Annotated in this window: 18 protein-coding genes and 1 pseudogene; 7 read left to right on the forward strand and 12 right to left on the reverse strand. The window is 62.7% G+C overall.

Annotated elements, in window-relative coordinates; genetic code table 11:
• Window positions 1-74: 74 nt before the first annotated feature.
• Window positions 75-1,613: a choline-sulfatase gene (gene betC / locus B0G77_RS23395; RefSeq protein ID WP_133664475.1), complete on the reverse strand. Its 1,539-nt coding sequence runs from the start codon at window positions 1,611-1,613 to the stop codon at window positions 75-77.
• Between the two features lie 149 nt (window positions 1,614-1,762).
• Here betC and B0G77_RS23400 point away from each other — a divergent pair, with 149 nt between their 5' ends.
• The 4 genes and pseudogenes from B0G77_RS23400 to B0G77_RS23415 all read left to right on the forward strand — a co-directional run bounded on the left by B0G77_RS23400 (window position 1,763) and on the right by B0G77_RS23415 (window position 4,452).
• Complete coding sequence (locus B0G77_RS23400; protein ID WP_133664476.1) at window positions 1,763-2,674, forward strand: LysR family transcriptional regulator; 912 nt, start codon at window positions 1,763-1,765, stop codon at window positions 2,672-2,674.
• A 166-nt stretch (window positions 2,675-2,840) separates the two neighbouring features.
• The gene (locus tag B0G77_RS23405; protein WP_133664477.1) at window positions 2,841-3,719 is read left to right on the forward strand and encodes a formyltetrahydrofolate deformylase; all 879 of its coding nucleotides are present in this window, start codon (window positions 2,841-2,843) and stop codon (window positions 3,717-3,719) included.
• A 172-nt stretch (window positions 3,720-3,891) separates the two neighbouring features.
• Window positions 3,892-4,053, forward strand: a pseudogene (locus B0G77_RS23410) (DUF969 family protein); the annotation flags it as partial.
• 114 nt (window positions 4,054-4,167) lie between these two features.
• A complete protein-coding gene (locus B0G77_RS23415; protein WP_133664478.1) occupies window positions 4,168-4,452 on the forward strand; it encodes a hypothetical protein in 285 nt (94 codons plus the stop codon).
• A 520-nt stretch (window positions 4,453-4,972) separates the two neighbouring features.
• On the opposite strand, the gene B0G77_RS23425 is transcribed toward B0G77_RS23415, so the two are convergent.
• The 10 genes from B0G77_RS23425 to B0G77_RS23470 form a co-directional block, all read right to left on the reverse strand.
• Complete coding sequence (locus B0G77_RS23425) at window positions 4,973-5,812, reverse strand: glycine betaine ABC transporter substrate-binding protein (protein ID WP_243751180.1); 840 nt, start codon at window positions 5,810-5,812, stop codon at window positions 4,973-4,975.
• Between the two features lie 161 nt (window positions 5,813-5,973).
• Window positions 5,974-7,110 carry a hybrid-cluster NAD(P)-dependent oxidoreductase gene (locus tag B0G77_RS23430; protein WP_133664481.1) on the reverse strand — a complete coding sequence of 379 codons (1,137 nt, stop codon included), beginning with the start codon at window positions 7,108-7,110 and terminating at the stop codon, window positions 5,974-5,976.
• 49 nt (window positions 7,111-7,159) lie between these two features.
• Window positions 7,160-8,401 (reverse strand): aromatic ring-hydroxylating dioxygenase subunit alpha, encoded by a 1,242-nt coding sequence (locus B0G77_RS23435; protein WP_133664482.1) that lies wholly within the window; start codon window positions 8,399-8,401, stop codon window positions 7,160-7,162.
• A 45-nt stretch (window positions 8,402-8,446) separates the two neighbouring features.
• Complete coding sequence (locus B0G77_RS23440; protein ID WP_133664483.1) at window positions 8,447-9,226, reverse strand: electron transfer flavoprotein subunit beta/FixA family protein; 780 nt, start codon at window positions 9,224-9,226, stop codon at window positions 8,447-8,449.
• Window positions 9,223-10,392, reverse strand: coding sequence for an electron transfer flavoprotein subunit alpha/FixB family protein (locus tag B0G77_RS23445; protein ID WP_133664484.1), 1,170 nt, complete (start codon window positions 10,390-10,392; stop codon window positions 9,223-9,225). Before B0G77_RS23445 ends, B0G77_RS23440 begins: the two co-directional genes overlap by 4 nt.
• A 4-nt stretch (window positions 10,393-10,396) precedes the next feature.
• The gene (locus B0G77_RS23450) at window positions 10,397-12,319 is read right to left on the reverse strand and encodes a (Fe-S)-binding protein (RefSeq protein WP_133664485.1); all 1,923 of its coding nucleotides are present in this window, start codon (window positions 12,317-12,319) and stop codon (window positions 10,397-10,399) included.
• 2 nt (window positions 12,320-12,321) lie between these two features.
• Window positions 12,322-14,385, reverse strand: coding sequence for an NADH:flavin oxidoreductase (locus tag B0G77_RS23455; RefSeq protein WP_133664486.1), 2,064 nt, complete (start codon window positions 14,383-14,385; stop codon window positions 12,322-12,324).
• Window positions 14,386-14,422: 37 nt separating this feature from the next.
• Window positions 14,423-14,956 carry a DUF5943 domain-containing protein gene (locus B0G77_RS23460; protein WP_133664487.1) on the reverse strand — a complete coding sequence of 178 codons (534 nt, stop codon included), beginning with the start codon at window positions 14,954-14,956 and terminating at the stop codon, window positions 14,423-14,425.
• A gap of 93 nt (window positions 14,957-15,049) precedes the next feature.
• Window positions 15,050-16,021, reverse strand: a complete 972-nt coding sequence (locus B0G77_RS23465) for a dipeptidase (RefSeq protein ID WP_133664488.1) — start codon at window positions 16,019-16,021, stop codon at window positions 15,050-15,052.
• 71 nt (window positions 16,022-16,092) lie between these two features.
• A complete protein-coding gene (locus tag B0G77_RS23470; RefSeq protein WP_133664489.1) occupies window positions 16,093-17,367 on the reverse strand; it encodes a serine hydroxymethyltransferase in 1,275 nt (424 codons plus the stop codon).
• Between the two features lie 464 nt (window positions 17,368-17,831).
• Here B0G77_RS23470 and B0G77_RS23480 point away from each other — a divergent pair, with 464 nt between their 5' ends.
• Window positions 17,832-18,887, forward strand: coding sequence for a GlxA family transcriptional regulator (locus B0G77_RS23480; protein ID WP_243751383.1), 1,056 nt, complete (start codon window positions 17,832-17,834; stop codon window positions 18,885-18,887).
• Window positions 18,888-19,064: 177 nt separating this feature from the next.
• Window positions 19,065-21,584, forward strand: coding sequence for an adenosylcobalamin-dependent ribonucleoside-diphosphate reductase (locus B0G77_RS23485; RefSeq protein ID WP_133664492.1), 2,520 nt, complete (start codon window positions 19,065-19,067; stop codon window positions 21,582-21,584).
• 107 nt (window positions 21,585-21,691) lie between these two features.
• Here the strand turns inward: B0G77_RS23485 and fdhA are convergent, their stop codons facing one another.
• A complete protein-coding gene (gene fdhA / locus B0G77_RS23490) occupies window positions 21,692-22,894 on the reverse strand; it encodes a formaldehyde dehydrogenase, glutathione-independent (RefSeq protein ID WP_133664493.1) in 1,203 nt (400 codons plus the stop codon).
• Between the two features lie 230 nt (window positions 22,895-23,124).
• Here fdhA and betI point away from each other — a divergent pair, with 230 nt between their 5' ends.
• Entirely contained in the window at window positions 23,125-23,712 is a 588-nt protein-coding gene (gene betI, locus B0G77_RS23495; RefSeq protein WP_133664494.1) for a transcriptional regulator BetI, read from the forward strand.
• The last annotated feature ends 41 nt before the right edge of the window (window positions 23,713-23,753 follow it).

Here is a 23,753-nt window from a genome sequence, read left to right on the forward strand (position 1 = left end):
GGGAGAACAGGAATGTCCTGAATATTTTCATGGCCGGCTCCGGGGTCGATCAGTCTTGTCGTGACAGGTTGAGGTCAAGGTGTGACGCGTGGGAAGCGCGCCATCGCTTCCAGCGTGTCGAGTTCGATGTGATTGCGCATGTAGCGCTGGCTCGCATCGGCAAACGGCTGCCAGTCCCACGACTGGATGCGGCCCTGTGTCGTCGCTTCGAAATGAAAGCGCCGGCGGCGCTGGCTGGTGAGTACGTCCTGATGCAACGCGGGAAGGTTCCAGCGGCGTGCCACGTCCTCGCGGAATGCCGCAAGCAGTTGGGCTGCGCCGGGATCTCCTGCCAGGTTATGGACCTCCTGCGGATCCCGGGCGAGGTTGTAGAGCTGGTCAGGATCCACGGGCGAGTGGATGAACTTGTAGTCGCCGTTGCGGATCATCACGATCGGGGCGATGGCGCCTTCCGCCAGATATTCGCCGATTGCTTCGCCCTGGCCACCCTCCCCGCGCAGATGCGGCACGAGGCTGCAGCCATCGACCGGGTCCGGCCAGCGGGTATCCCGCGTGCCTGTCGCGAGTTCGACGAGCGTGGGCAGCAGGTCCACGTGCGACACGGGCGCCGCCACGCGGCGCGCACTGAAGCGCCCCGGTGAGTGAATGATCAGCGGCACGCGCACGCCACCCTCGAAGAAGGTCATCTTGTACCAGAGGCCGCGTTCGCCGAGCATTTCGCCGTGGTCGGATGTGACGAGCACGATGGTGTCGTCGGCGAGGCCCGTGTCGTTGAGCGCGTCCAGAATGGCGCCGAACTGTGCGTCGACGTATGACAGTGCCCCGTAATAGGCGTGGCGCGCGTTGCGCACCTGTTGCTCGGTCGGTGGCGTGCGGTCCGTTTCGCACACATGGCGCAGCCGGCGCGAATGGGGATCGCTGTCCTCGTAGCTCTGCGAGGTTTTGGGCAGATCGATGTCTTCATCGCGATAGAGGTCCCAGTATTGACGCGGAATCGCGTACGGGTCGTGCGGGTGCGTCAGCGACGCAACGAGACAGAAGGGTCTGTCGTCCTTGCCGGCCTGCCGTTCGCGCGCGATGTCGAAGAGCTTCTGACGCGCGGTAAACGTGACCTCATCGTCGAAGTCGAGCTGGTTGGTGCGCACGCATGGGCCCGCATCCAGCACCGAACTCATGTTGTGATACCAGCTCGGACGCTCACCGGGCCGGTCCCAGTCGGGCACCCAGCCGAAATCGGCCGGATAGATGTCGGTGGTCAGGCGTTCTTCGAAACCATGCAGCTGGTCGGGGCCACAGAAATGCATCTTGCCGGACAGAATCGTGCGGTATCCGGCTGCGCGCAGGTAGTGCGCGAAAGTCAGGGTTTGCGCCGGAAATTCGGCGGCGTTATCGTAGGCTGCAATCTTTGACGGGAGCTTGCCCGCCAGCATCGAAAAACGCGCTGGTGCGCATAGCGGGCTCGCGCAATACGCCGAATCGAACACCACGCCTTCGCGGGCAAGAGCGTCGATGCGCGGCGTGAGCGCGACCTGGTGGCCATATGAGCGCAATGCGAACGGCGTCATCTGATCCGCCATCAGGATAAGGATATTCTGCTTTGTGTTAAGGCTCATGGACTGGGTCGATTAATATCGTCGGGATTGCCCTGCGTGCTGTCGGCGGCTTGACTCGTGGCCAGTCGTGGGCACAGGTGTATGCACTATTGCCGCTTAATAAAGCGGTGTGAAGGCGCTGAACGCTTATAGACCCATAAGGGGGACTTATGCCGAGACAGGATCGACTGCCGCCGATGCAGACGTTATCGGTATTCGAATCGGCGGCACGGCTTGCGAGCTTCACGGCTGCTGCGCGCGAACTGGGTTCGACGCAGCCGGCCGTCAGCCAGCGCGTGGTGCAACTGGAAACCGATCTCGGCACGCCACTGTTCGAACGCGGACATCGCGGCGTCACGCTGACTCCCGACGGCGCCCGCCTTTTCGAGGCCGTGCGCCAGGGGCTCGAAACCATTCGCGCGGCGACGGCCGATATCCGGACCCGCCGCGCGACAGGCGAACTGACGATCCTGACCGACTTCGGCTTCGCGACCTACTGGCTGATGCCGCGCCTGACGCGTCTGAAGCATCTGATGCCCGATGTCAACGTCAGGATCATCACGTCGCAGCCTGGCTACGACCCGCAACGGGACCGCGCCGACATCGCGATCGCGTTCGGCGACGGCAACTGGGCGCCCTGCACCTCCACCCGGCTTTTCCGCGAGGAGGTCACGCCGGTTTGCACACCGGCCTTTCGCGATGCACACCCAAGCGTGTCGCACGCCGCGGATCTCGCGCAATTGCCGCTGCTGAATCTGCAACCGACAGAACCCGAGCGCTGGCTGGCGTGGGATGGCTGGTTCGCGGCGCAGGGCCTGCCGCCGCCTGCGGACCAGCACGGCGTGACGTTCAACAGCTATGCGCTGGTGATTCATGCCGTGTTGATGAACCAGGGCGTCGCGCTGGGCTGGACGCCACTGACTGACGACCTGCTTGCCACCGGCCAACTGGTGCGGCTGCTCGACGCGCCGGTTGTGACCACGCGCGGCTATTTTCTGGTATGCCCGCAGGCGCGTCCCGAGGCGCCAGCCGTACCGCTCTTTCGCCGCTGGCTGTTCGAGGAATGCACCGAGGCGGCCTGACATGGCATGACGGATTGCTGCGGCCGCACAGGGCGCTGACGCGTCGATACCATAGGCGCGGCGCATTGATTCTATTCGCGTGGAATCTGGACTGGTCTACTTCAGCATCCCGCGCGCTCCCGTTGTTTCGCTTGCGTGCGGATTCCATACTGAATCAAGGACCCGCATGCCTGCTACCGATCGCCTCCACCAGTTCGCCCTGACGCTCGACTGCCCCAGCGCGGCGGGCCAGGTCGCCGCCGTAGTCGGCTTTCTCGACCGGCATCACTGCTATATCGATGAACTTGCCGTTTTCGACGACGACATCAGTTCCCGGTTCTTCGTGCGGTGTGTTTTTCACGGCGTAGGCGTTGCGTCCGATGCCACGCTGCATATCGATGCGCTGCGGCGTGAGTTTGCCGCGATCGCCGCGGACTTCCGCATGAACTGGGCTATTCACGATATCGCCGCGCGGCCCAAGGTCTTGATCATGGTGTCAAAGCTTGAACATTGCCTGGCGGATCTGCTGTTTCGCTGGCGCATGGGTGAGTTGAAGATGGACATTGTGGGGATTGGGTCGAATCATCCTGACTTCGAGCCGCTTGCAGTGCAGCATGGTTTGCCGTTCTGGCATCTGCCCGTCACTTCGGAGACGCGGGATTCGCAGGAAGCGCAGATGCTTGATCTGTTTGAATCTACCGGTGCCGAGTTGATGATTCTTGCGCGCTATATGCAGATTCTTTCTGACAAGACCAGCCGTCGGCTCGCGGGGCGGGCAATCAATATTCATCATTCATTCTTGCCGGGATTCAAGGGGGCGAGACCCTATCACCAGGCGCATGCGCGTGGGGTCAAGCTGATTGGCGCTACCGCGCATTTCGTGACCGATGATCTCGATGAAGGGCCGATCATCGAGCAGGTCGTCGAACGGGTCGATCATTCCTATGGACCTGAGAGGCTGCTTGCTGTTGGCCGCGATGTTGAATGTATTACGCTTGCGCGGGCGGTCAAGGCGTTCGTTGAGCGGCGGGTTTTTATTAATGGGGATCGGACGGTTGTGATCTAGGACCAAGGCCACCGCCTCTGCCAGGGGATTACCCTTAAAACACAGTTTATCGACTCTTTATCGATAAATTATCGCGTTAGATTTCGTCGCATTGACCGCAGCAACCCGGTTGCGCCATACGCCACCGATGTGCTCGCGCTACGACACGTCAGAAATCAACGGAGGAGGAGACATGCTGGTTCTGGTAGGAGTGCCGATCGTGGTGATCGGCTTCGCGTTGCGCTTCAACGCGCTCCTTGTGGTGATGGTCGCGGGCATCGCAACAGGACTCGCGGGCGGGATGCACACCGTCGATATCATTACTGCATTCGGCAAGGCCTTCGCAGACAACCGTTAGAAATTCGCGGCCCTGGCACTGGACGATGGACAGTCTGCCGCTACGCCAGGTCTGTCTGTGCTTTGCTGAGAATCCAAACTACCTGGTCGTCCTTTCCATGAACAGGATGACGTGCAAGACGCCATCCGCCGGAGTGCTGACGATCAACACGTCGCACTCCCCTCGCCGACGTACATCGCTGCCGCCATAAAAAACGCAAATCCTTCCGCGCCCCACCCCGAGAACCGGGGAATAGCAAGCGCGATGACGTCAGCTGAATCGTGGAACGATGCCGATATCAACTTCGCGCTATTGCTCGATTTGCAACAATCAAGCAAGACATTCCGCATCAGGCATGTCGTTATTTTGGGGTACGCAATGCATCACCCGCCGCTCCCCCACGAAGCCGCGCGCTGACCGCGCTGCGGGCCGCCGGACACGGCCACCCCACACGCTGCCATGCGACCTATGATGTAAGAAACACACTCGCATCAGAGGTCGGCCATGGAGAACCGGGATGTGTTAGGCACGGGGCGGCGCGAGGCCGTCCGGCGCGTAGCTTACAGTCTTGCCGATAGCGGCAGGTATCCCTATTGGCAAGCACTCCAGGATGTCTTACGGACCCGTTACGGCGTGCTCGAAACGCGTCATTTGCTCGACGATCCAATAGTGCGCGCCAACATCGATCAACGGTGTACCGCGGCACAGAGGAAATCTTCGCCACATAACGGCGCATGAGCCTGCCCAGGCAACGTGCAACGCGGGTGCCGCGCCGAGGACCGTCGAAAGGCGCCGGTCATCGTGATGCGCGCGCAGGACCCGAGGCGACGTCGATGAACCGATAACCGATCAAGCATCAGCAAAAAAGCAAAAAGGCGAGAAAGCGTCAATCAAGCCGCTATCTCGCCAACCAACGCCAGGAGGAAAACAGAAGGAATTACTGCGCGCCCGCAACCCAGCTATCAACCCGATCGCCGTGCGCGGCAATCCAGGCGTCGGCCGCTGCAACCGGCTTGGTACCGTTCTCGGTGGCGAGCATCACGCTATCGATCTCACCCGGCTTCCACTGGAACTTCTTGAGAAAGGCCACCACAGGCGCAGCCTTGGTCTCAAGCTGAGGGTTGACCACGTTATCGACGTGCTCGGCCTCGCCAAACACTTTCTTGGGGTCTTCAAGGAACTTGAGCTTCCACTTGGCGAACATCCAGTGGGGCGCCCAACCCGTCACGACCACGGGTTTGCTCGCATTAATCTGGCGCGCCAGTTCAGCCGTCATCGCGCTGCCCGAGCTCGGCATCAGTTGCAGGCTAAGGTTATAAGCCTTGATTGCCTCGTCGGTCTTCTTCATTACGCCCGCTCCGGCATCGATCCCTACGATCCGGTCGTTGAAATCAGCCTTGTGCGCTTCGAGATCGGCAACGGTCTTCTCCGGCACGCTTGCCGGCACGATCAGACCGATCTTTGCATCCGGGAAATTGACACCGAGGTCCGTCACCTTCCCCTTGAACTGCTCCCAATAGGCGCCCTGCGTCACAGGCAACCATGCCGACAACGTCGCGTCCAGATCGCCACGCGCCACGCCCTGCCACATCACCCCCGCCGCCACCGGCACGAGCTGCACCGGATAGCCAAGCCGCTTCTCGATGATGCGGGCCGCCACGTTCGAGGTCGCCACGCTGTCGTCCCAACCTTCGACATAACCAATCTTGATCGTGGGTTTGGTGTCGGCAGTCGCCGTGACCGTCGCACTCATCGTCGCAATCAGCGCGGTGCCCATGGCACTGCACAGCAACAGCTTTTTGAAGCCTTTCATGACTGATCTCCTTGATTGCCGCAGTTGCGGTATGTATCCAGCATCACCAGCCAGAAATCGCAGGTGAGTATGCTTTACGACATCCGTTTGTCGAAAAACGACCGCTTATGGCGCGGCTTGTCTGATCATTTATCTACCACCAGATCCGAGAGCGGCTTGCTGCAACAGAGCAGCACCATTCCCTGATCGATTTCACGCTGGCGGATTCCGCCGTTGTGTTTCATCTCCACCTGCCCGGATACGAGCTTCACCTTGCAGGTGCCGCACATACCCTGCGTACACGACGCGGGCAGCCGCACGCCCGCCTGACGCGCCGCGTCGAGCACATGCTGCTCCGTTCCACACGTGATCTCGCGATTGCTGCGCGCAAAGCTCACGGAAAAGGCCGAGGTGGAGCCGTTCTGTGCGGGCAACTCGATCGGGTCGACAAGCGGCGTCGCTTCGGTCAGCGTTTCGAACGAGAAGCTTTCCTCGTGATACTGCCTGCAATCGAAACCGGCTTCATCGAGCAGATCTCTCACGGCCTTCATGTACGGCGCAGGACCGCACGTGAACACCTCGCGCTCCATGAAGTCAGGCGCGATCAGCCTGAGAAGCGGCAGCGTCAAAAATCCGGTTACGCCGGGCCAGTTCGTGCGTGATCCCACGCGCTCGCAGACGAACGACGTCCTGAACCGCTCCTGGTTCGACGCAATCAAATCGAGTTCGCGCGAGAAGATAATGTCGTCCGGCGTGCGAGCGCTGTGCACGAAGACGATGTCGCGGTCCTCGCTCAACTCGTGATGTGCGCGGCTCATCGACATCAGCGGCGTGATGCCGGAGCCTGCCGACAAAAACAGATACTTGCGCGCCGGATGCCGCGCACAGGTGAACTCACCCGCCGGACCGAGCACGCGCACGTTGTGGCCGGCCTGCAGGTTGTCGTGCAGCCAGTTCGATACCTTGCCGCCAGGTACACGCTTTACCGTGATGGAGATCGTATGCGGCCGCGTGGGTGACGACGAAATCGTGTAGCAGCGGTTGATCCGCTCGCCGTCGATCTCGAGTTCGAGCGTCACGAACTGCCCGGGCTCGAACACGAACGCGCGACCTCGCTGCGACCGGAAGAAAAAGCTCTTGACGTCGTGCGTTTCCTGCCGCACCTGACAGCAGACGAGCGTCTCTTCGTCATCGCTCGTCCAGCGCCCCGGCAGCGCGTGCCAGAATTCCGGCCTCGTCAGCCGGCTTGCCACGGGGTCGAAGTTGTCCGTATCCCGCATCATTGTCCACTCCACTTGCCGCGAGGCTTCCGGTCGGTTGTCGATTGATTCGTCAGTTGTCGATCTGCGCAGCGAGCCGGCTCAGGTACCAGTCACTGAACTTCTCCACCAGCCCTTCGGTGAAGGGCGAGTACGGACCCGGCTCGTAAGCGCTGCTCGTCGCGCCGAGCTGCGAATATTCCACCAGCGCGCGGTCCTGATCGTTGGTCGCGTTCCACACGGCGGTCAGGTTCTTGACGTCGTAGTCGATGCCCTCTTTCGCGTCCTTGTGCACGAGCCATTTCGTGCGCACGAGCGTTTCGCCCGCAGACAGCGGGATCACCGAAAACGTCACGACGTGATCGCTCATGAAGTGGTGCCATGAATTAGGCTGCGTCCAGAACGACAGGCCGCCGAGGTCAGCCTGCCTGAACTCGCCGAGCAGTTTCTTCGATGCCACTTTCGCATCGAGCGTCTGCGATTCGCCGCTGCGATCGAGCGGCAGGCGCTGTGTGCGGAAGCCCGTCACATCCAGCAGGCGGTCGACTTCGACCGACGGCAGATCCATCGCTTCCCATTGCTCGCTGCGCTCGACACAGGTGCGCTCAAACGCTGCCATGCCTTCCGCGTTTGCCGGCGACGGCTGGTAGCCAAAGCCGTACTCGTAAAGCGAAATCGTCAGCTCGGGATGGTTCGCGACGCAGTGATAGCACTCGCGATTGTTTTCCATCGTGAGCTTCCAGTTGCCCTTTTCGATGAGATCGACCGAAGCCGCGATCTTGAGGTTCGGCAGATCGTGCGGCAGCATGTACGGCTCCATCGCAGCGCGCATCATGTCGAAATCGACAGGGGGCTCTTCCGCGAGGCAGATAAAAATGAGTCCCGCCAGACTCTGCACATGCACCGACTTCAGGCTGTGCTTGCAGCGATCGAACTGCTCGCCCATGTGCTCGGCGAACATCAGCTGGCCGGTCAGGTTGTAGGTCCAGCTGTGATACGGGCACACGATGTTGCCGACCGAACCCTTGTCCTCATTACAGAGCCGCGCACCGCGATGGCGGCAGACGTTATGAAAGGCACGAACTTCCATATCGTCGTCGCGGACGATCAGGATCGAATCGTGGCCCAGCTCGACGGTTGTGTAATCGCCCGGCTCGGGAATATCCGGCTCGACCGCGACCTGGATCCAGTGCTTGCGGAAAATCGCTTCCATGTCGAGCGCGAAGATTTCGTCGCTCGTGTAAAACGGCGCTTCGAGGCTAAAACCCTTTTTGCGCCGATCGACCAGCGCGCGAATGTCTGCCGATACTTTCATCGTTCTGCTCCGGATTGCATGGGTGCCGTTATGTTCGGCGCAAAATCAGTAATCGATGAGTTGATGCTCGCGCAAATAGCCGAGTATCACTTGTGCTTTTTCGACCGAAGTCCCTTCAATTACGACGCTTCCGCCACGGCTCTCGGTGGTCGTTGCGGACAGCATCCGCGCGTGGCCAGAACGCTTCTCGGCGGCGGCGAGCCGGACCGGCTTGCGCTGGGCCGCAGCTACGGTCCATTGCGCCGCATCGGCGTGTTCGCGCGGCGCGACGTGTTGCGTATCGATGGAGCCGGCGCGCAGGCGCGCGTAGGCATAGTGCGGCGTCACGGCCGCCAGCGGGTGCACGGCCACCACGGCGGGCAACGAAGCCTGCGCCCGGCGGCGCACGCCCTTCGGCAGGAACTGCCGCACCGTCACCTTGCCGCCGGCGACAGCCGCATCGACAGCCGACCCGAGCAGCGGTAAGCCGAGCGCGTCGGCAATCTGATAGGGGAGCATGCCGCTGTCGTAGGCCCCTTCGGCACAGGTACCGGTCAAAACGAGGTCGTACCCCTGGACGCGGACTGCAAGCGTCGCGGCAGCGTCACCATCGGTGCGGCACATGAGCACCTCGACACGGGGAGCGCCCAGCGCCAGATAATCCTCGAGCGCGGGATTCGTGGGGTCGCCTGCATGCAGCACGTCGAGCGTGGCGCCGTGTTCCTTTGCCAGTGCGAGGCCGGTTTCGAGCGCAGCAGCGTCATTGCGGCTATAGCGCGCGACGCCGCTCACCGGGTGACGCCCCACCGAAACCAGCACGGCAATCCGTTCGAGCTTTCTGTTCATGCTGCGACTCCTTCGACAGCGGTCGTAACCGCGGGCGCCACGGCCCGCGAATCCGGCGAGCGTGCACGCGCGACCTCGTCGATCAGCGACGAGATCGTCGCCTGCGTATCCGCGATGATCGTCAGGTTCGCGCGCTTGACGATGGGCGCGCTGCCGTCCAGATTCACCGCGATCACGTGACGACAATCCTTGATGCCTTGCAGATGCTGAACCGCGCCTGAAATGCCAAATGCGATATAGACGCTCGCCTCGACGGTCTTGCCGGTCGCACCGATCTGCTTGTCACGCGTGAACATGCCGTTATCGACCGCCACACGGCTTGCACCGATCGCCGCACCGAAAGCCCCTGCCAGACGCTCGAACGCGCCGACGTCGGTCACGCCGTTGCCGGCGGAGACAATGAAATCGGCTTCTTCGAGCGCGACCTGGGCCGCGTCGATCTCTTCAATGCCGAGGTCCACATACGTGGAGCCGTGCGCGTGGTCCGCAGCCGTACCGGGCAATTCGATACGCTCTCCCGCGCCTGTGAACGGCAAACGCGTGTCCACAGCGCCCGGCGCGAGCAGTATCAGGTCCGGCAACGCCCGGGTTGCAAACGACTTCCTGGCGTGGATGTACACGCTGACACGCGCCGGGTCGATCTCCACCACATGCGTCGCCACGCTCGCACCGGCGTACGCGGCATAGCGGCGGCCGAGATCGCCATCACCGGTCGCGTTGTCGGGCAGGAGGATGTGTGCCGGTGCGATCTGTGCGACACAGGCGGACAGCGTCTGCAATTCGCTTTCGGGCGCAAACACCCGGCGATCGAAGGCGGGCAACTCGATCAGCCTGTCAGCGCCTAGCGCCGCGGCGTCGTCTTTCATCTCGCCAAAGACGAGCAACGCGACCTGCGTATGCGCGTCGGCGATCAACGCGGCAGCCGCGATCGTCTGGCGTGCATGTTCGTCGAGCGAGCCGCGATCGCTGTGCGCGGCGACGAGGATCGTGCGCGTGGCAGTCAGCGTCGTACGACGCGGCTTCGCTGCGCCGCCGTGCACGGCGCGCGGCGCGTCGCCGCCCGTCATCGCACCGGCTTCAGCCACAGCGCCCAGCGTGATGCGCCGCAGGCCCGCGGCTGTGATCGTGTAAGGCCGGCGCGGATCGATACGTTTGATCGTGTTCATTGCTTCACTCCAGCGCGGCTGCAACGAGTTCGGCCACATCGAGCACTTCCGGACGCGGTCCCACGACGCCTTCCAGCATCGCCGTGCAATTCGGGCAACCCACGGCGACCACATCGGCACCGATCGCGCGGGCGTCGTTGATGCGGATGTCCGGGATGCGCTGCTTGCCGGGAATATCGGTCAGCGGCGCGCCGCCACCGCCGCCGCAGCAACGGCCACGCTTGCCATGGCGTTCCATTTCGACGATCTGGATGCCGATCGAACGCAGCAGCTTGCGCGGCGCTTCCGTCTCGCCGTTGTAGCGGCCCAGGTAGCAGGGATCGTGATAGGTGATCTTCTGCTCACGCATGGCTTCGTTCGCCTTCGGCGTCACCTTGCCCGCCGCGACGAGCTCCGCGACAAACGTCGTGTGATGCAGCACGTCGAAACGTCCGCCCAGTGCGCAATATTCGTTGCGCAGGCTGTGCATCACGTGCGGGTCCGCCGTCACGATGCGCCTGAACGAGAGGGTAGAAAGCGTGCCTTTCAACTGCTTCGCAAGGCGCTGGAATGTGGCTTCGTCCCCCAGGCGGCGGGCCACGTCGCCCGTATCCGTCTCGATGCCGCCGAGCACGGCGTAGTCGACGCCGGCCTTGTTCAGCACTTTGACCAGCGCGCGCAAGGTGCGTTGATAGCGCATGTCGAAAGCGCCTTCGCCGACGACAAGAAGCACGTCGACAGGCTTGCCCGGCTGTGCGACCGGCGCGTTCAGATCGACGGCCCAGTCGTAGCGGGCGGTCTTGTCGTAGCCTCCGGCAGTGCCGGTTTCGCGCAGATTCGCCAGCACTTCAGGGCCTTTGCCCGGCACCATGCCATGCACGAGCGTCTGATTGCGGCGCATATCGACGATTGCATCGACATGTTCGATCAGCATCGGGCACTCCTCAACGCAGGCCCGGCACGTCGTGCACGACCAGAGCGTGTCTGCCTCGATCAGGCTCGATACGATCGGGCGTTGCGGATCGCCGCCATGCTGCCCCACGGGAAGGCCCGGCGTGGGACTGCCGGCATACGCGGCATCGGTGCCGCCGACCATCCCGGTGACGAGATCCTGAATCAGCTTCTTCGGATTGAGCGGCTGCCCGGCGGCGAACGCGGGACACGCTGCTTCGCACTTGCCGCACTGCACGCAGGCATCGAAGCTCAGCAACTGGTTCCAGCGAAACTCGACGGGCTTGCCGACACCGTATTCGTTCTGATCGAGTGCGGGCGTCTTGAGTGCGGTGGGCGGTATGGCATCGGCGGCGCGCACATCGCCATTGCCCGCAAACCGCTCCTGACGCGGATGAAATGCGAGATGCAGCAAGCCGGCAAGCGCGTGCTTCATCGGACCGCCACGTGCCGCGCCTACCGTCATCGCGAATGCGCCCACGGCGATCAGGACGGCAAAGATGACGGCGAGTCCACCCGACATCGCCGACGCCGGCACCAGCACGAACAGCAACAGGCCGACAGCAAACGAACCGAGCAGCCACGGCAACGTATCCCACGGACCACGCGACAGTCTTGCAGGCACCGCCTTGGCGCCATGCCGGCGACGCCAGACAAACACCGCGCCCACCAGCATCACCAGCGCGGCAAGAAAAATCGCGCGATCGAGCCAGGGCGAATAGATCGCCAGTCCGTAGTTGATGAACACGAAGGCGAACGCCGCGATTGCACCGCCCGCTGTCGCAACGTGCGTCTTCGCAATGTACGGATCGCGGGCCACGACGTGGTGCAGATCCACGAAATAGCGCTTCGGGATGGTCAGCAGGTTGGTCCAGCCGAACGCGCCCGCTGCGGTCGCACGGCCGAGCCGCCAGTACGACGCCCGGCGCGCGAGGGCGAACGCAAGACCGGCGACCGATACCCACAGCAATGCGGTGATGAGAAACGCCGGGCTCATCGTCAAAAGTCCTTGCAAAGACGCAGCGCGTCGTAGATCGCGCCGTGAATGTTATGCATCGAGATGCAGTCGCCAACACGGAACAGCAGGAAGCGGCCGTTGCCCAGTTCCTCGGACAGCGACGGCTGCGGCTCCGCAGCGAACAGCTTGTGCACATCGACCTGGCCGCGGTTCACCGATTCCGGCTTGAGCTTCCAGTACAACGCGTCGTTGGGCGTGCTGCCGTTTTCGATCACCACCTGATCGACCGCCCGCTCTTCCTGTTCCTCGGTGTATTCGTTGCGCAGCACGGCGATCTTCTTGCCATCCTCTTCGTAGACGCGATCGAGCCAGTAGTTCGGCGTGTGAATCACGCCCTGCGCATAGAGGCGTCGATAGAAGATCGGGAATGTCGTACCGCCGACGTCGTCGGCCACTTTCACATCCGGCGTGACGATTTCGACCTTCGAGCCGCGGCTGGAGATGAAGTCCGCTACGCCGGCGCCCGCATGCGTGCTGACGCCGTCATAAACCAGCACGTTCTGCTTTGGCTCGACGCGACCGGCGAGGATGTCCCATGAACTGACGGCGAGCCCTTCGTCGACGCCCCATGCCGGCACCTGTTGCGTGAAGCTCGAGCCGCCCGTTGCCAGCACGATGATGTCCGGCTTTTCCGCGAGAATCATCTTCTCGTCGGCTTCAACGCCAAGACGCCGATCCACGCCAAGGCGCTTCGTTTCCATATCGAACCAGCGGACGATGCCCGCCATCTGCTCACGCTGCGGCGCTTTCGCCGCGAGCATGATCTGGCCGCCAACAGCGTCGGCCTTTTCGAACAGCACGACCTCGTGGCCGCGCGAGCGCGCGACGCGTGCCGCTTCCAGACCAGCAGGACCCGCGCCGACGACCACCACCTTGCGGCGCGGCCCGCGTGTCTTCTCGATCACGTGCGGCATCGTCGCTTCGCGCGAAGTGGCGGCGTTCTGCACGCACAGCACATCGAGGCCGTTGTACTGGCGGTCGATGCAATAGTTGGCGCCGACGCATTGTTTGATTTCATCTTCGCGGCCGTCGCGGATCTTGATGACCATGTGCGGGTCGGCGATCTGCGCACGCGTCATGCCGACGAGGTCGACCATGCCATTGGCGAGCAGACGTTCGGCTTGCCCTGCATCGCGGATACTTTGCGCATGCATCACCGGTACCTTGACAACCGATTTGATGCCTGCCGCCAGATGCACGAACGGTTCAGGCGGCAATGCCATAGGCGGCATGCAGTTCGCGAGCGTATTGTGCGTGTCCGCGCCGGAGCCGATCACACCGAGGTAATCGATCAGGCCGGATTCGGACATCGCCTGCGCGATCTCCTTCAACTGCTCGTGATCCAGACCATCTTCGTGAAATTCATCGCCGCACATGCGCAGGCCGACGCAGAAATCCGGGCCGACCGCTTCACGCACGGCCTTGAGCACTTCCACGCCAAAGCGCAGACGGTTCTCGAGCGAGCCGCCCCATTCGTCAGTGCGAAAGTTCGTGCGTGGGCTCCAGAACTGATCGATCAAATGCTGGTGCGCGGCGGAAATCTCGATGCCGTCCATGCCGGCCTGTTGCACGCGTTTCGCCGCTGCCGCGAAATCGCTGATGATGCGGCGGATTTCCTCGACCTCGATGATCTTCGCGTTGCCGCGGTGTACCGGTTCGCGCACACCGGACGGCGTCATCAGATGCGGCCAGTGCTCGCCATGGAACGCCGAGCGGCGGCCCATGTGCGTCGCCTGGATCATGATCTTCGCGCCGTGACGATGCATGGCTTCTGCCAGCCGCCCAAGCGGATCGACGATCCGGTCCGTCGACAGATTCACCGACTTCCACCATCCCTGCGGACTGTCGATCGACACCGGGCTCGAGCCGCCGCACACGGCAAGCCCCACACCTCCCTTGGCCTTTTCCTCGTAGTAACGGATATAGCGGTCGCCCGGCAGACCGCCCGGTTCGGCATAAACCTCGGCATGCGCCGTGCTGACGATGCGGTTGCGCAACGTGAGCTTGTTCAGCGTCAAGGGTTTGAACAGATTCGGATAACGCATCGCGGACGACCTCGGACGGTGTACGGTTAGGCCTGGTTTATTGAGCGACTGGCGACACTTCGAACACACAATGGTCGTGACCTTCCGCTGCGCATTGAATTTCCTTCGACTGCGAGCGCGGTGCGCCCTTGCCGGCTTCGGTCGTGTCGTTCACCCAGTCCATCGCGCCGGCGAACCAGCCCGCGAACATGTAGCAAAGTTTGCCGTGTTTGCCCGGCTGCGCGAGGACAAACGACGAGTGACGCAGTTCGACACGCGCACGCGCGCTCCCCGGATCGGCTTCGATAATCGTAAAAATGCCCCAGCCGCGTTGCGAAAGACGCTTCAGGTAATGCTCGAATACCGCCATGCCGCTGATACCGTGCTGCTTTGCTTCCTTGTCGCACCAGTGATACGCCGACTTGTAACCAGCCTTGTAGAGAATCTCCGCGTAGGCGTCACGCCCGAGCGCTTCTTCGACAGCCGTATGATTGTTCGTGAAGAAATGACGGGGGACGTACAGCATCGGCAGTGCGTCGGAGGTCCAGACGCCAGTGTTCGGATCGACGTCGATCGGCAGTTGCGGTTGCATCGCGAGGGTGCTCCGTGGGGTGAGTTTCGGTTCGTGCGGGCGCTCATCACGGCGCCCGTCGCGTTTCAATGAATGAAGATCGAGCTTCGGTGCTTATGCGCCCCAGACATCGCGGAACACGCGCACCCAGTTTTCGCCCATGATCTTGCGGATGCGCGTCTCGCTCCAGCCGGCGCGCTCCATCGCCGAGGTCAGGTTCGGGAACTCGCCGATCGTGCGGATGCCTTCCGGGTTCACGACCTTGCCGAAGTTCGTCAGACGGCGATAGCGGCCCTTGTCGTGCGTGAGCCAGTCGAAGAAGTCCACACTGTAGCCCTGCGTGAAATCGGTGCCGATGCCCACCGTATCCTCGCCGACCAGATTGACGACATAGTCGATGGCTTCGATGTAGTCTTCCACCGTCGCATCGATACCGCGCTTGAGGAACGGCGCGAACATCGTTACGCCGATGAAGCCGCCGGCATCGGCGATTTCCTTCAGTTGTTCATCGGACTTGTTGCGCGGATGCTCCTTGAGACCCGACGGCAGGCAATGCGAATAGCAGACCGGTTTCTTCGAGAACGCGATCGCCTCCGACGACGTATTGCCGCCAACGTGCGACAGATCCACCATGATCCCAACCCGGTTCATTTCGGTGATCACTTCGCGGCCGAAATCCGACAGCCCGCCGTCGCGCTCGTAGCAACCGGTGCCAACGAGGTTCTGCGTGTTGTAGCAAAGCTGCACGACGCGCACGCCCATGTCGGCGAAGGCTTCGATGTAGCCGAGGTTGTCCTCGAAGGCATGCGCGTTCTGAAAACCCAGAATCACGCCGGTGCGGTTTTCCTTCTTCGCACGCGCAATGTCTTCGGTGGTGCGCACGAGCGTTAGCAGCTCGCTGTTTGCGCGGATCTGCTGCTTCATCAACGCGATGTTGTCGACGGTCTTCGTAAAGCTCTCCCACACCGACACCGTACAGTTCGCCGCGGTGATGCCGCCCTTCCTCATGTCCTCGAACACCGAGCGGTCAAATTTCGAAATGTTCAGGCCGTCGATGATGATGCTGTTCTCATGCAGATTGCTCATTCGATGCTCCGTATAGGGTTCTGGCGTGTGGGGTCGCTATAGCTGCGCGCAACGTTCGGCGATTGGGCGAATCAGTAAATCGGAAAGCGCTCGCACAGCGCGAAAATCTCGCGGCGCACGCGCTGTTCGGTGGCCGCATCCCCGTCCGGGTGGTGGCGCAGCGCGTCGAACACTTCGAGGATCAGACGGCCCACCTCGCGGAACTCGCCGACGCCAAAGCCGCGCGTTGTGCCGGCCGGCGTGCCGAGGCGAATCCCCGACGTGACGGTCGGCTTCTCGGTGTCGAACGGAATCCCGTTCTTGTTGCAGGTGATGCCGGCGCGCTCCAGCGCATGCTCGACCTGCGTGCCCTTCAGGCCCTTCGGTCGCAGATCGACCAGCAGCAGGTGGTTATCCGTGCCGCCCGTGACGAGATCGACGCCGCCCGCCTTCAGCACCTCGCCGAGCGCCTGTGCGTTGGCCAGCACGTTGTCGATATAGCTCTTGAAGTTGTCCTGAAGCGCCTCGCCGAATGCGACCGCCTTGCCGGCGATCACGTGCATCAACGGACCGCCTTGCAGCCCCGGGAACACTGCCGAGTTGATCTTCTTCGCGATGTCTTCGTGGTTGGTCAGCACGAAGCCGCCGCGCGGGCCGCGCAACGTCTTGTGCGTCGTCGATGTCACGACATGCGCATGTTCGACAGGATTCGGATGACGCCCCGCCGCGATCACCCCGGCGATGTGCGCCATATCGACCATCAGCTTCGCGCCCACGCTATCGGCAATGGCGCGGAAGCGCGCGAAATCGAGGACACGCGGGTAAGCGGAGAAACCGGCGATGATCAGAGCCGGTTTGTGCTCATGCGCGAGTGCTTCGATCTGGTCGTAGTCGATGCGCAGCGTTTCGCGATCCACGCCGTACTGAACCGCGTTGAACCACTTGCCCGACAGCGCCGGTTTCGCACCGTGCGTGAGGTGGCCGCCTGCGTCCAGCGACATGCCCAGCACCGTGTCGCCCGGCTTCGTCAACGCGAGCATCACCGCACCGTTGGCCTGGGCTCCCGAGTGCGGCTGGACGTTCGCATAGCCGGCCTTGAAAAGCTGCTTGATGCGATCGATTGCCAGCGATTCGATCTGGTCGGCGAATTCGCAACCGCCGTAGTAACGCTTTCCGGGGTAACCTTCCGCGTATTTGTTGGTCAGCACCGAGCCCTGCGCTTCCAGCACCGCGCGCGACACGATGTTTTCCGACGCGATCAGCTCGACCTGCGACTGTTGACGTTCGAGTTCCTTGAGAAGCGCACTGCGCACCGGCGCATCGCGTTCGGCGAGAGTCTGAGTGAAGAAGGGAGTGGCGTTCGACATGAGAAATCCGTTGGTCATGGAAAGCGTTGCATGCGCGCGGGGCGGGCCTTTTGCGTTGCCTTGAACGGCCTGCCGGCAGCGGTTACCGACGGCTCTATTCTTCTCCCTCGCCCCAAACGCCAATTTACGAATTCAGACGCGTTCTTTACCTTTTCCGCCATTCAAGTCCGTTTTGGACAAGTGCAGGTTATGGCGCACGACCGTGCCAAACACCCGTTCAACGGCTAACGGACAGCCTGTGACGGGAGCTGCACATCATTTTTCTGCGCGTGCTGCGGCGCAGCACAACCGCACTGCATACGTGCGCGTCACGCCCGCCGTTAGTGCCTGACACGCACAGGCAAGGTGCGGCAGACGGAGCTTTGAGGCGATCACCGAGGCGCGAGCCTGGGGTTTAGCCGTATGGCATGCTTGTTGCCTCGATCCCAGAATAAACAGCCCGTCCCCCCGATACTTCAAGACAGCTGCAACACTACAGAGTCGAAGGAAACATCAGCCCCATGTCGCCCGACCGTACCGCGTCGCTGTCGCACTTCGCGTTCATGCCGCTGCCCAACTTCACGATGATCGCGTTCACGAACGCTATCGAGGTGCTGCGCATGGCGAACTACCTGAGCGGGCAACCGCTTTACCGGTGGTCGATCATCAGCCCGGATGGCGGCCTCGTCACGGCAAGCAACGGACTCAGCGTCGACACGGGTCCGGCCGAATGCGTCGGGCAGCCCGACATCGTGTTCGTGTGCGGCGGCATTGACGTACAACGCGAAACCACGCCCGCCCATCTGTCGACGCTGCGCCGCTTCGCGCGCACAGGCGTCGCGCTGGGCAGCCTGTGCACCGGTACGTATGCGCTGGCGAAGTCCGGTCTGCTGGCGGGCTACGCATGCGCGATCCATTGGGAAAACATGTCGGCGCTCAAGGAGGAGTTTCCCGACACGCGCTTCCTGAAAGAGCTGTTCGTGATCGACCGCGACCGCGTGACCTGCACCGGCGGCGTCGCGCCGCTCGACATGATGCTCAACCTGATTGCTTCGCGCGTCGGCACTGCGCGCGTGACGCAGATCGCCGAACAGTTTATCGTCGAGCACGTGCGCGACAACAGCGCACAGCAGCGCATGCCGCTCGTCGCGCGGCTGGGCTCGGCGAACAAGTCGCTGTTCGAAGTCATCTCGCTGATGGAGAACAACATCGAGGAGCCGCTGTCGCGCGAAGAGCTCGCGCGACTGGCCGGCATGTCGCAACGCCAGTTGCAGCGCCTTTTCCGCGAACATCTCGGCATGACGCCGACGCACTACTACCTGACGCTGCGTCTGCGGCGCGCCCGTGAGCTTTTGCTGCAAACGGACATGTCCATCATGCACATCACCATGGCGTGCGGCTTCCAGTCAGCGTGTCATTTCAGCAAGAGCTATCGCGATGCGTTCGGCACGGCGCCGACCCGCGAACGCCGCAAGCAGGTTGCGCCGCTCGCCCATACCCTGACGCCCGCGTTGCACCCGGGCCTCGCCGTGACCGCCTGATCCCCGGCTTTTTCCCTTTCATCGCGCCCTTGATCGCTGCCATTGCGGCGATCGGCTGTGTGCGGTACCGTGAGATGAATCGCGGTACCGTGTCCTCGCGCGTTGCGCGCTGGCCAGTACCAATCCGCTTGAAACGCCGCATTGCATCATGCGTGCACATGCCGTTCGGGATGGGCCATGGCCGAAAACGATCCGAAGCTATCGATTGCTCCGCAGCAATTCTCCACCGAGGTGATGCTCGAGAAGTACGCCAAAGGCGACGAGCAGACCGTCGACGATGTCTATCGACGCGTCGCCCGCGGCGTGGCGATGGCGGAGCCTGAGGCGTTGCGCGAGACAATTGAGGCACGCTTCTTTGAGAACTTTCAGCATGGCGCGCTCGGTGCGGGCCGCATCATGAGCGCGGCCGGCAGCGGCATCGCGGCCACGCTGATCAACTGCTTCGTTCAACCCGTCGGCGACTCGATCCAGGGCGTCGATGAAGCCGGCCTGCCGGGCATCTATGTCGCGCTGCTGCAGGCCGCTGAGACGATGCGGCGCGGCGGCGGAGTCGGCTACAACTTCTCCGCCATCCGTCCGAAGGGCGCGCGCGTTCACACTACCAGTTCGTCGGCATCCGGACCTTGCAGCTATATCGACGTCTTCGACGCGTCGTGCCGCACGGTGGAAAGCGCGGGCGCGCGACGCGGTGCGCAGATGGCGGTGCTCGACTGCGACCACCCAGACCTGCTCGAATTCATCGAGGCGAAGCATTCGAAGGGGCGCTGGAATAACTTCAACGTCTCGGTCGCGGTCAGCGACGAATTCATGCGTGCGGTCGAACAGGATCAACCATGGCAGCTCGTGCATCGTGCCGAGCCCTCGCCCGCCCTGCGGGCCGCCGGAGATCTGCGGCAACGCGAGGATGGCTACTGGATCTACGTCGAGAAGCCGGCTCGCGCCATCTGGGACACGATCATGCGCTCGACCTACGACGTCGCGGAGCCAGGTGTCGTCTTCGTGTCGCGGATGAACGAGGACAACAACCTGCGCGCGATCGAAACCATACGCGCGACCAACCCGTGCGGCGAACAACCGCTGCCGGCCTATGGATGCTGCAACCTGGGGCCGCTCAACCTCACGCGCTTTGTCCTCGATCCCTTTGCGCAGATGCACGGCGGCAAGCCCTCGTTCGACTGGGACGGACTTGCAGCGCGCACACGCACGCAGGTGCGCTTTCTCGACGATGTGCTGGACGTCACGCTCTGGCCGTTGACCGAACAACTTGACGAAGCCGCCGCCAAGCGACGCATTGGCGTCGGCCTGACCGGTCTTGGCGACACGCTCGTCATGCTGGGCCTTCGCTATGACGGGCAGGAAGGCCGCGATTTCGCCGCGCGTGTCGCGCGCCTGATGCGCGACGAGGCGTATCGCGCGTCGGTCGAACTCGCGCGTGAGCGTGGCGCATTCCCGCACTTCGACGCGGCCGGCTATCTGGAAGAAGGCACGTTCGCATCGCGCCTGCCCGACGACATCAAGGATGCGATTCGTCGTCACGGCATCCGTAACAGCCATCTGCTGTCGATCGCGCCGACCGGCACCGTGAGCCTCGCGTTCGCGGACAATGCTTCGAACGGCATCGAGCCGGCGTTTTCCTGGACCTATACGCGGATGAAGATCATGGCGGACGGCAGCCGCCAGTCGTTCGCCGTCGAAGATCACGCGTGGCGTCTCTATCGGGAACTGGGCGGCAATATCGATGCCCTGCCCGGTTACTTCGTCAGCGCGCTGGAAATGTCCGCACGCGACCATCTGGAAATGATGGCGGCCGTGCAGCCCTTCGTCGATACCTCGATTTCGAAGACGGTTAACGTCCCCGCCGATTATCCGTTTGCGGATTTCGAAGGCCTGTATTTCGACGCATGGAAAAGAGGCCTGAAGGGCCTCGCGACCTACCGGCCCAACGATACGCTAGGCGCGGTGCTAAGCGTTTCCCCTGCTGAGCCCGACGAATCGCTCGGCGCGGGTGATCTCGACCCGTTGAGGGTCGCCATCGATCATCGCCCCAGGGGCGAACTGCCGGCGATCATCGAAAAGGTCGAATATCTCACGCAGGCGGGCAAGAAGTCGCTGTACGTCGCCGTGTCGTTCATCGAGGTCACCGGGCGCGTGGGCGGCAAGGAAGTCACGATCGAGCGGCCAATCGAATTCTTTATTCCCGCCGGGCAACGCGACGAATCCCAGCAATGGATCACCGCCACCATGCGTTCGCTGTCACTCGCCGCGCGTGGCGGTTTCGTCGCACGCAATCTGCAGGATCTGCGCAAGGTGTCGTGGGATCGTGGCCAGGTGAGGCTCGGCGAGGTACAGCGGCTTGACGGCCATCGCACGCCGCGCTGGCATGATTCCGAAGTCGCGGCATTGAGTTACGCGATCCAGCAGATCCTCCACCGGCGCGGCTTTCTCGATTCCGAAGGCAACCAGGTGCCGTCGCGCCTGCTGGCCCGGCTGCCTCGCGGGCTGATGACGGAGGCGGGCCGAACATCCTCGCGGCCGAATGATGCAGGCGACGACGGGTCTTTGCAGGAACATGCCGCACCGGCGGTGGCGCCGACGATGCTGGGCCGGAAATGCGACACGTGCGGAGCAAATGCGGTCATTAGAAAAGACGGCTGCGACTTCTGCACCGCATGCGGAGAAATCGGCGCATGCGGCTAGGCGATGGTTGCCCGAGGGTTACGTGATGGTTGCCCACTGGCGGCCCGATAGGCGCAAGCACCGGACCGCCGTCAGCGCAACGCTGCGCGACGGCGGCCCGCACCGCATCAAGCGGCCTTTTGCAGCAACCCGTGCGGATCGATGACGAACTTGCGCGGTGCGCCGCCGTCGAATTGCCGATAACCATCGGCGGCCTGATCCAGCGAGATCACCGACACGTTCACGATCTCGGCGATCGGCAGGCGGTCCCACAGGATCGCCTGCATCAGGTTGCGGTTGTACTTCATTACTGGCGTCTGTCCCGTGTGGAACGAGTGCGACTTCGCCCAGCCCAGGCCGAAGCGGATGCTGAGACTGCCCTTGCGCGCGGCGGCGTCGGCGGCACCCGGATCGTCCGTGACGTACAGGCCCGGAATGCCGATTGCGCCGGCCACCTTCGTGATATCCATCAACGAGTTGAGCACCGTCGCGGGCGCTTCTTCCTGGCTGCCATGGCTGCCGTGGCCGTGCGCCTCGAAACCGACACAGTCGACCGCACAGTCCACTTCCGGCTTGCCGAGAATCTGCGCGATCTGCTCGCCAAGCGAAGCATCGCGTGACAGGTCGACGGTTTCGAAGCCCACCGCACGCGCATGCGCCAGACGGTCCGCATTCATGTCGCCGACGATCGTGCAGGCGGCGCCCAGAAGACGCGCCGATGCGGCCGCCGCCATCCCGACCGGTCCCGCGCCGGCGATATAAACCGTCGAGCCTGGCTTCACACCCGCCATCACTGCGCCGTGATAACCGGTCGGCAGGATATCGGACAGACACGTGAGGTCGCGGATCTTCTCCATCGCGCGGTCGCGATCCGGGAATTTCAGCAGGTTGAAGTCGGCATACGGCACGAGGACATATTCGGCCTGGCCGCCGATCCAGCCGCCCATGTCGACATATCCATACGCGCCGCCCGCACGCGCCGGGTTCACATTCAGGCACACCCCCGTGTGCTGCTCCTTGCAGGTCTGGCAGCGCCCGCATGCCACGTTGAAGGGTACGGAAACCAGATCGCCGATCTTCAGCGTCTCGACGTCGCGGCCCACCTCGATCACCTCGCCGGTAATTTCATGGCCGAGCACGAGGCCGACTTCGGCCGTGGTGCGGCCGCGCACCATATGCTGGTCGGAGCCGCAGATATTGGTCGACACAACCTTGAGGATCACGCCATGGCCGATGGCGCGGCCACGTGGATCGACCATTTTCGGATAGTCGATCCGCTGGACCTCGACCTTGCCCTGCCCCAGATACACGACACCACGATTACCGCTCATTGTTTCGTCTCCATGTTCGTCTGATGACGTCTTTGGTCGCGACATTCGGCGAATGCCGCTCGTTCGAGCGTAGTCCCTGATGCCCTGCGGCAATCGTGCAAAACCCGACACGCGCTTTCCCCAAACCGACAAAGCGGGACGTAACGCAGTTTTTGTTGATTGAACGTTCAATAAAAAACCGCTAAGCTGGCGACTTCTGGTCAAACGGTAGGCGACTCGCCCCCTACGCCATGCCCAAGCTTGGAATGCGCGAAGTGCGTCGCGCGCAACTGATCGACGCCACCCTGCTTACCATCGATCAGGCGGGCCTTGCGGGCACCACGCTGGCATCGGTGGCGCAGCGCGCGAACATTTCGACGGGCATCGTCAGTCACTATTTCGGCGACAAGGACGGCCTGCTCGAAGCCACGATGCGCCATATCCTGCGGGATCTATGGACCGCCACGACGCGCCGCCGGATCGCCGCGAAGCCGCAGCCGCGCGCGCGGTTGCGGGCCATCGTCGCGGCGAATTTCGATGTGACGCAGGTGAGCGGGCCGGTCATGAAGACGTGGCTTGCGTTCTGGACCCAGAGCATGCATGAGCCGGCGCTGCGCCGCCTGCAACGCGTCAATACGCGGCGGCTCTATTCGAACCTGTGCGCGGAATTCGCCAGGACCTTACCGCGCAGTGCGGCGCGCAGGGCCGCAAGCGGCCTCGCCGCGATGATCGACGGACTCTGGCTGCGCGGCGCACTGTCCGGCGATCCGTTCGATACGCGCGCCGCATTGCGTCTCGCCAACGATTACATCGACATGCTGCTGGCGCAACCAGCTTAAAGCACGGCGCCCACGTCTCTCAGCAAAAAGCATTCACGGAG

The sequence above is a fragment of the Paraburkholderia sp. BL10I2N1 genome (assembly GCF_004361815.1).
In the GTDB taxonomy this organism is placed as follows: Bacteria; Pseudomonadota; Gammaproteobacteria; order Burkholderiales; family Burkholderiaceae; genus Paraburkholderia.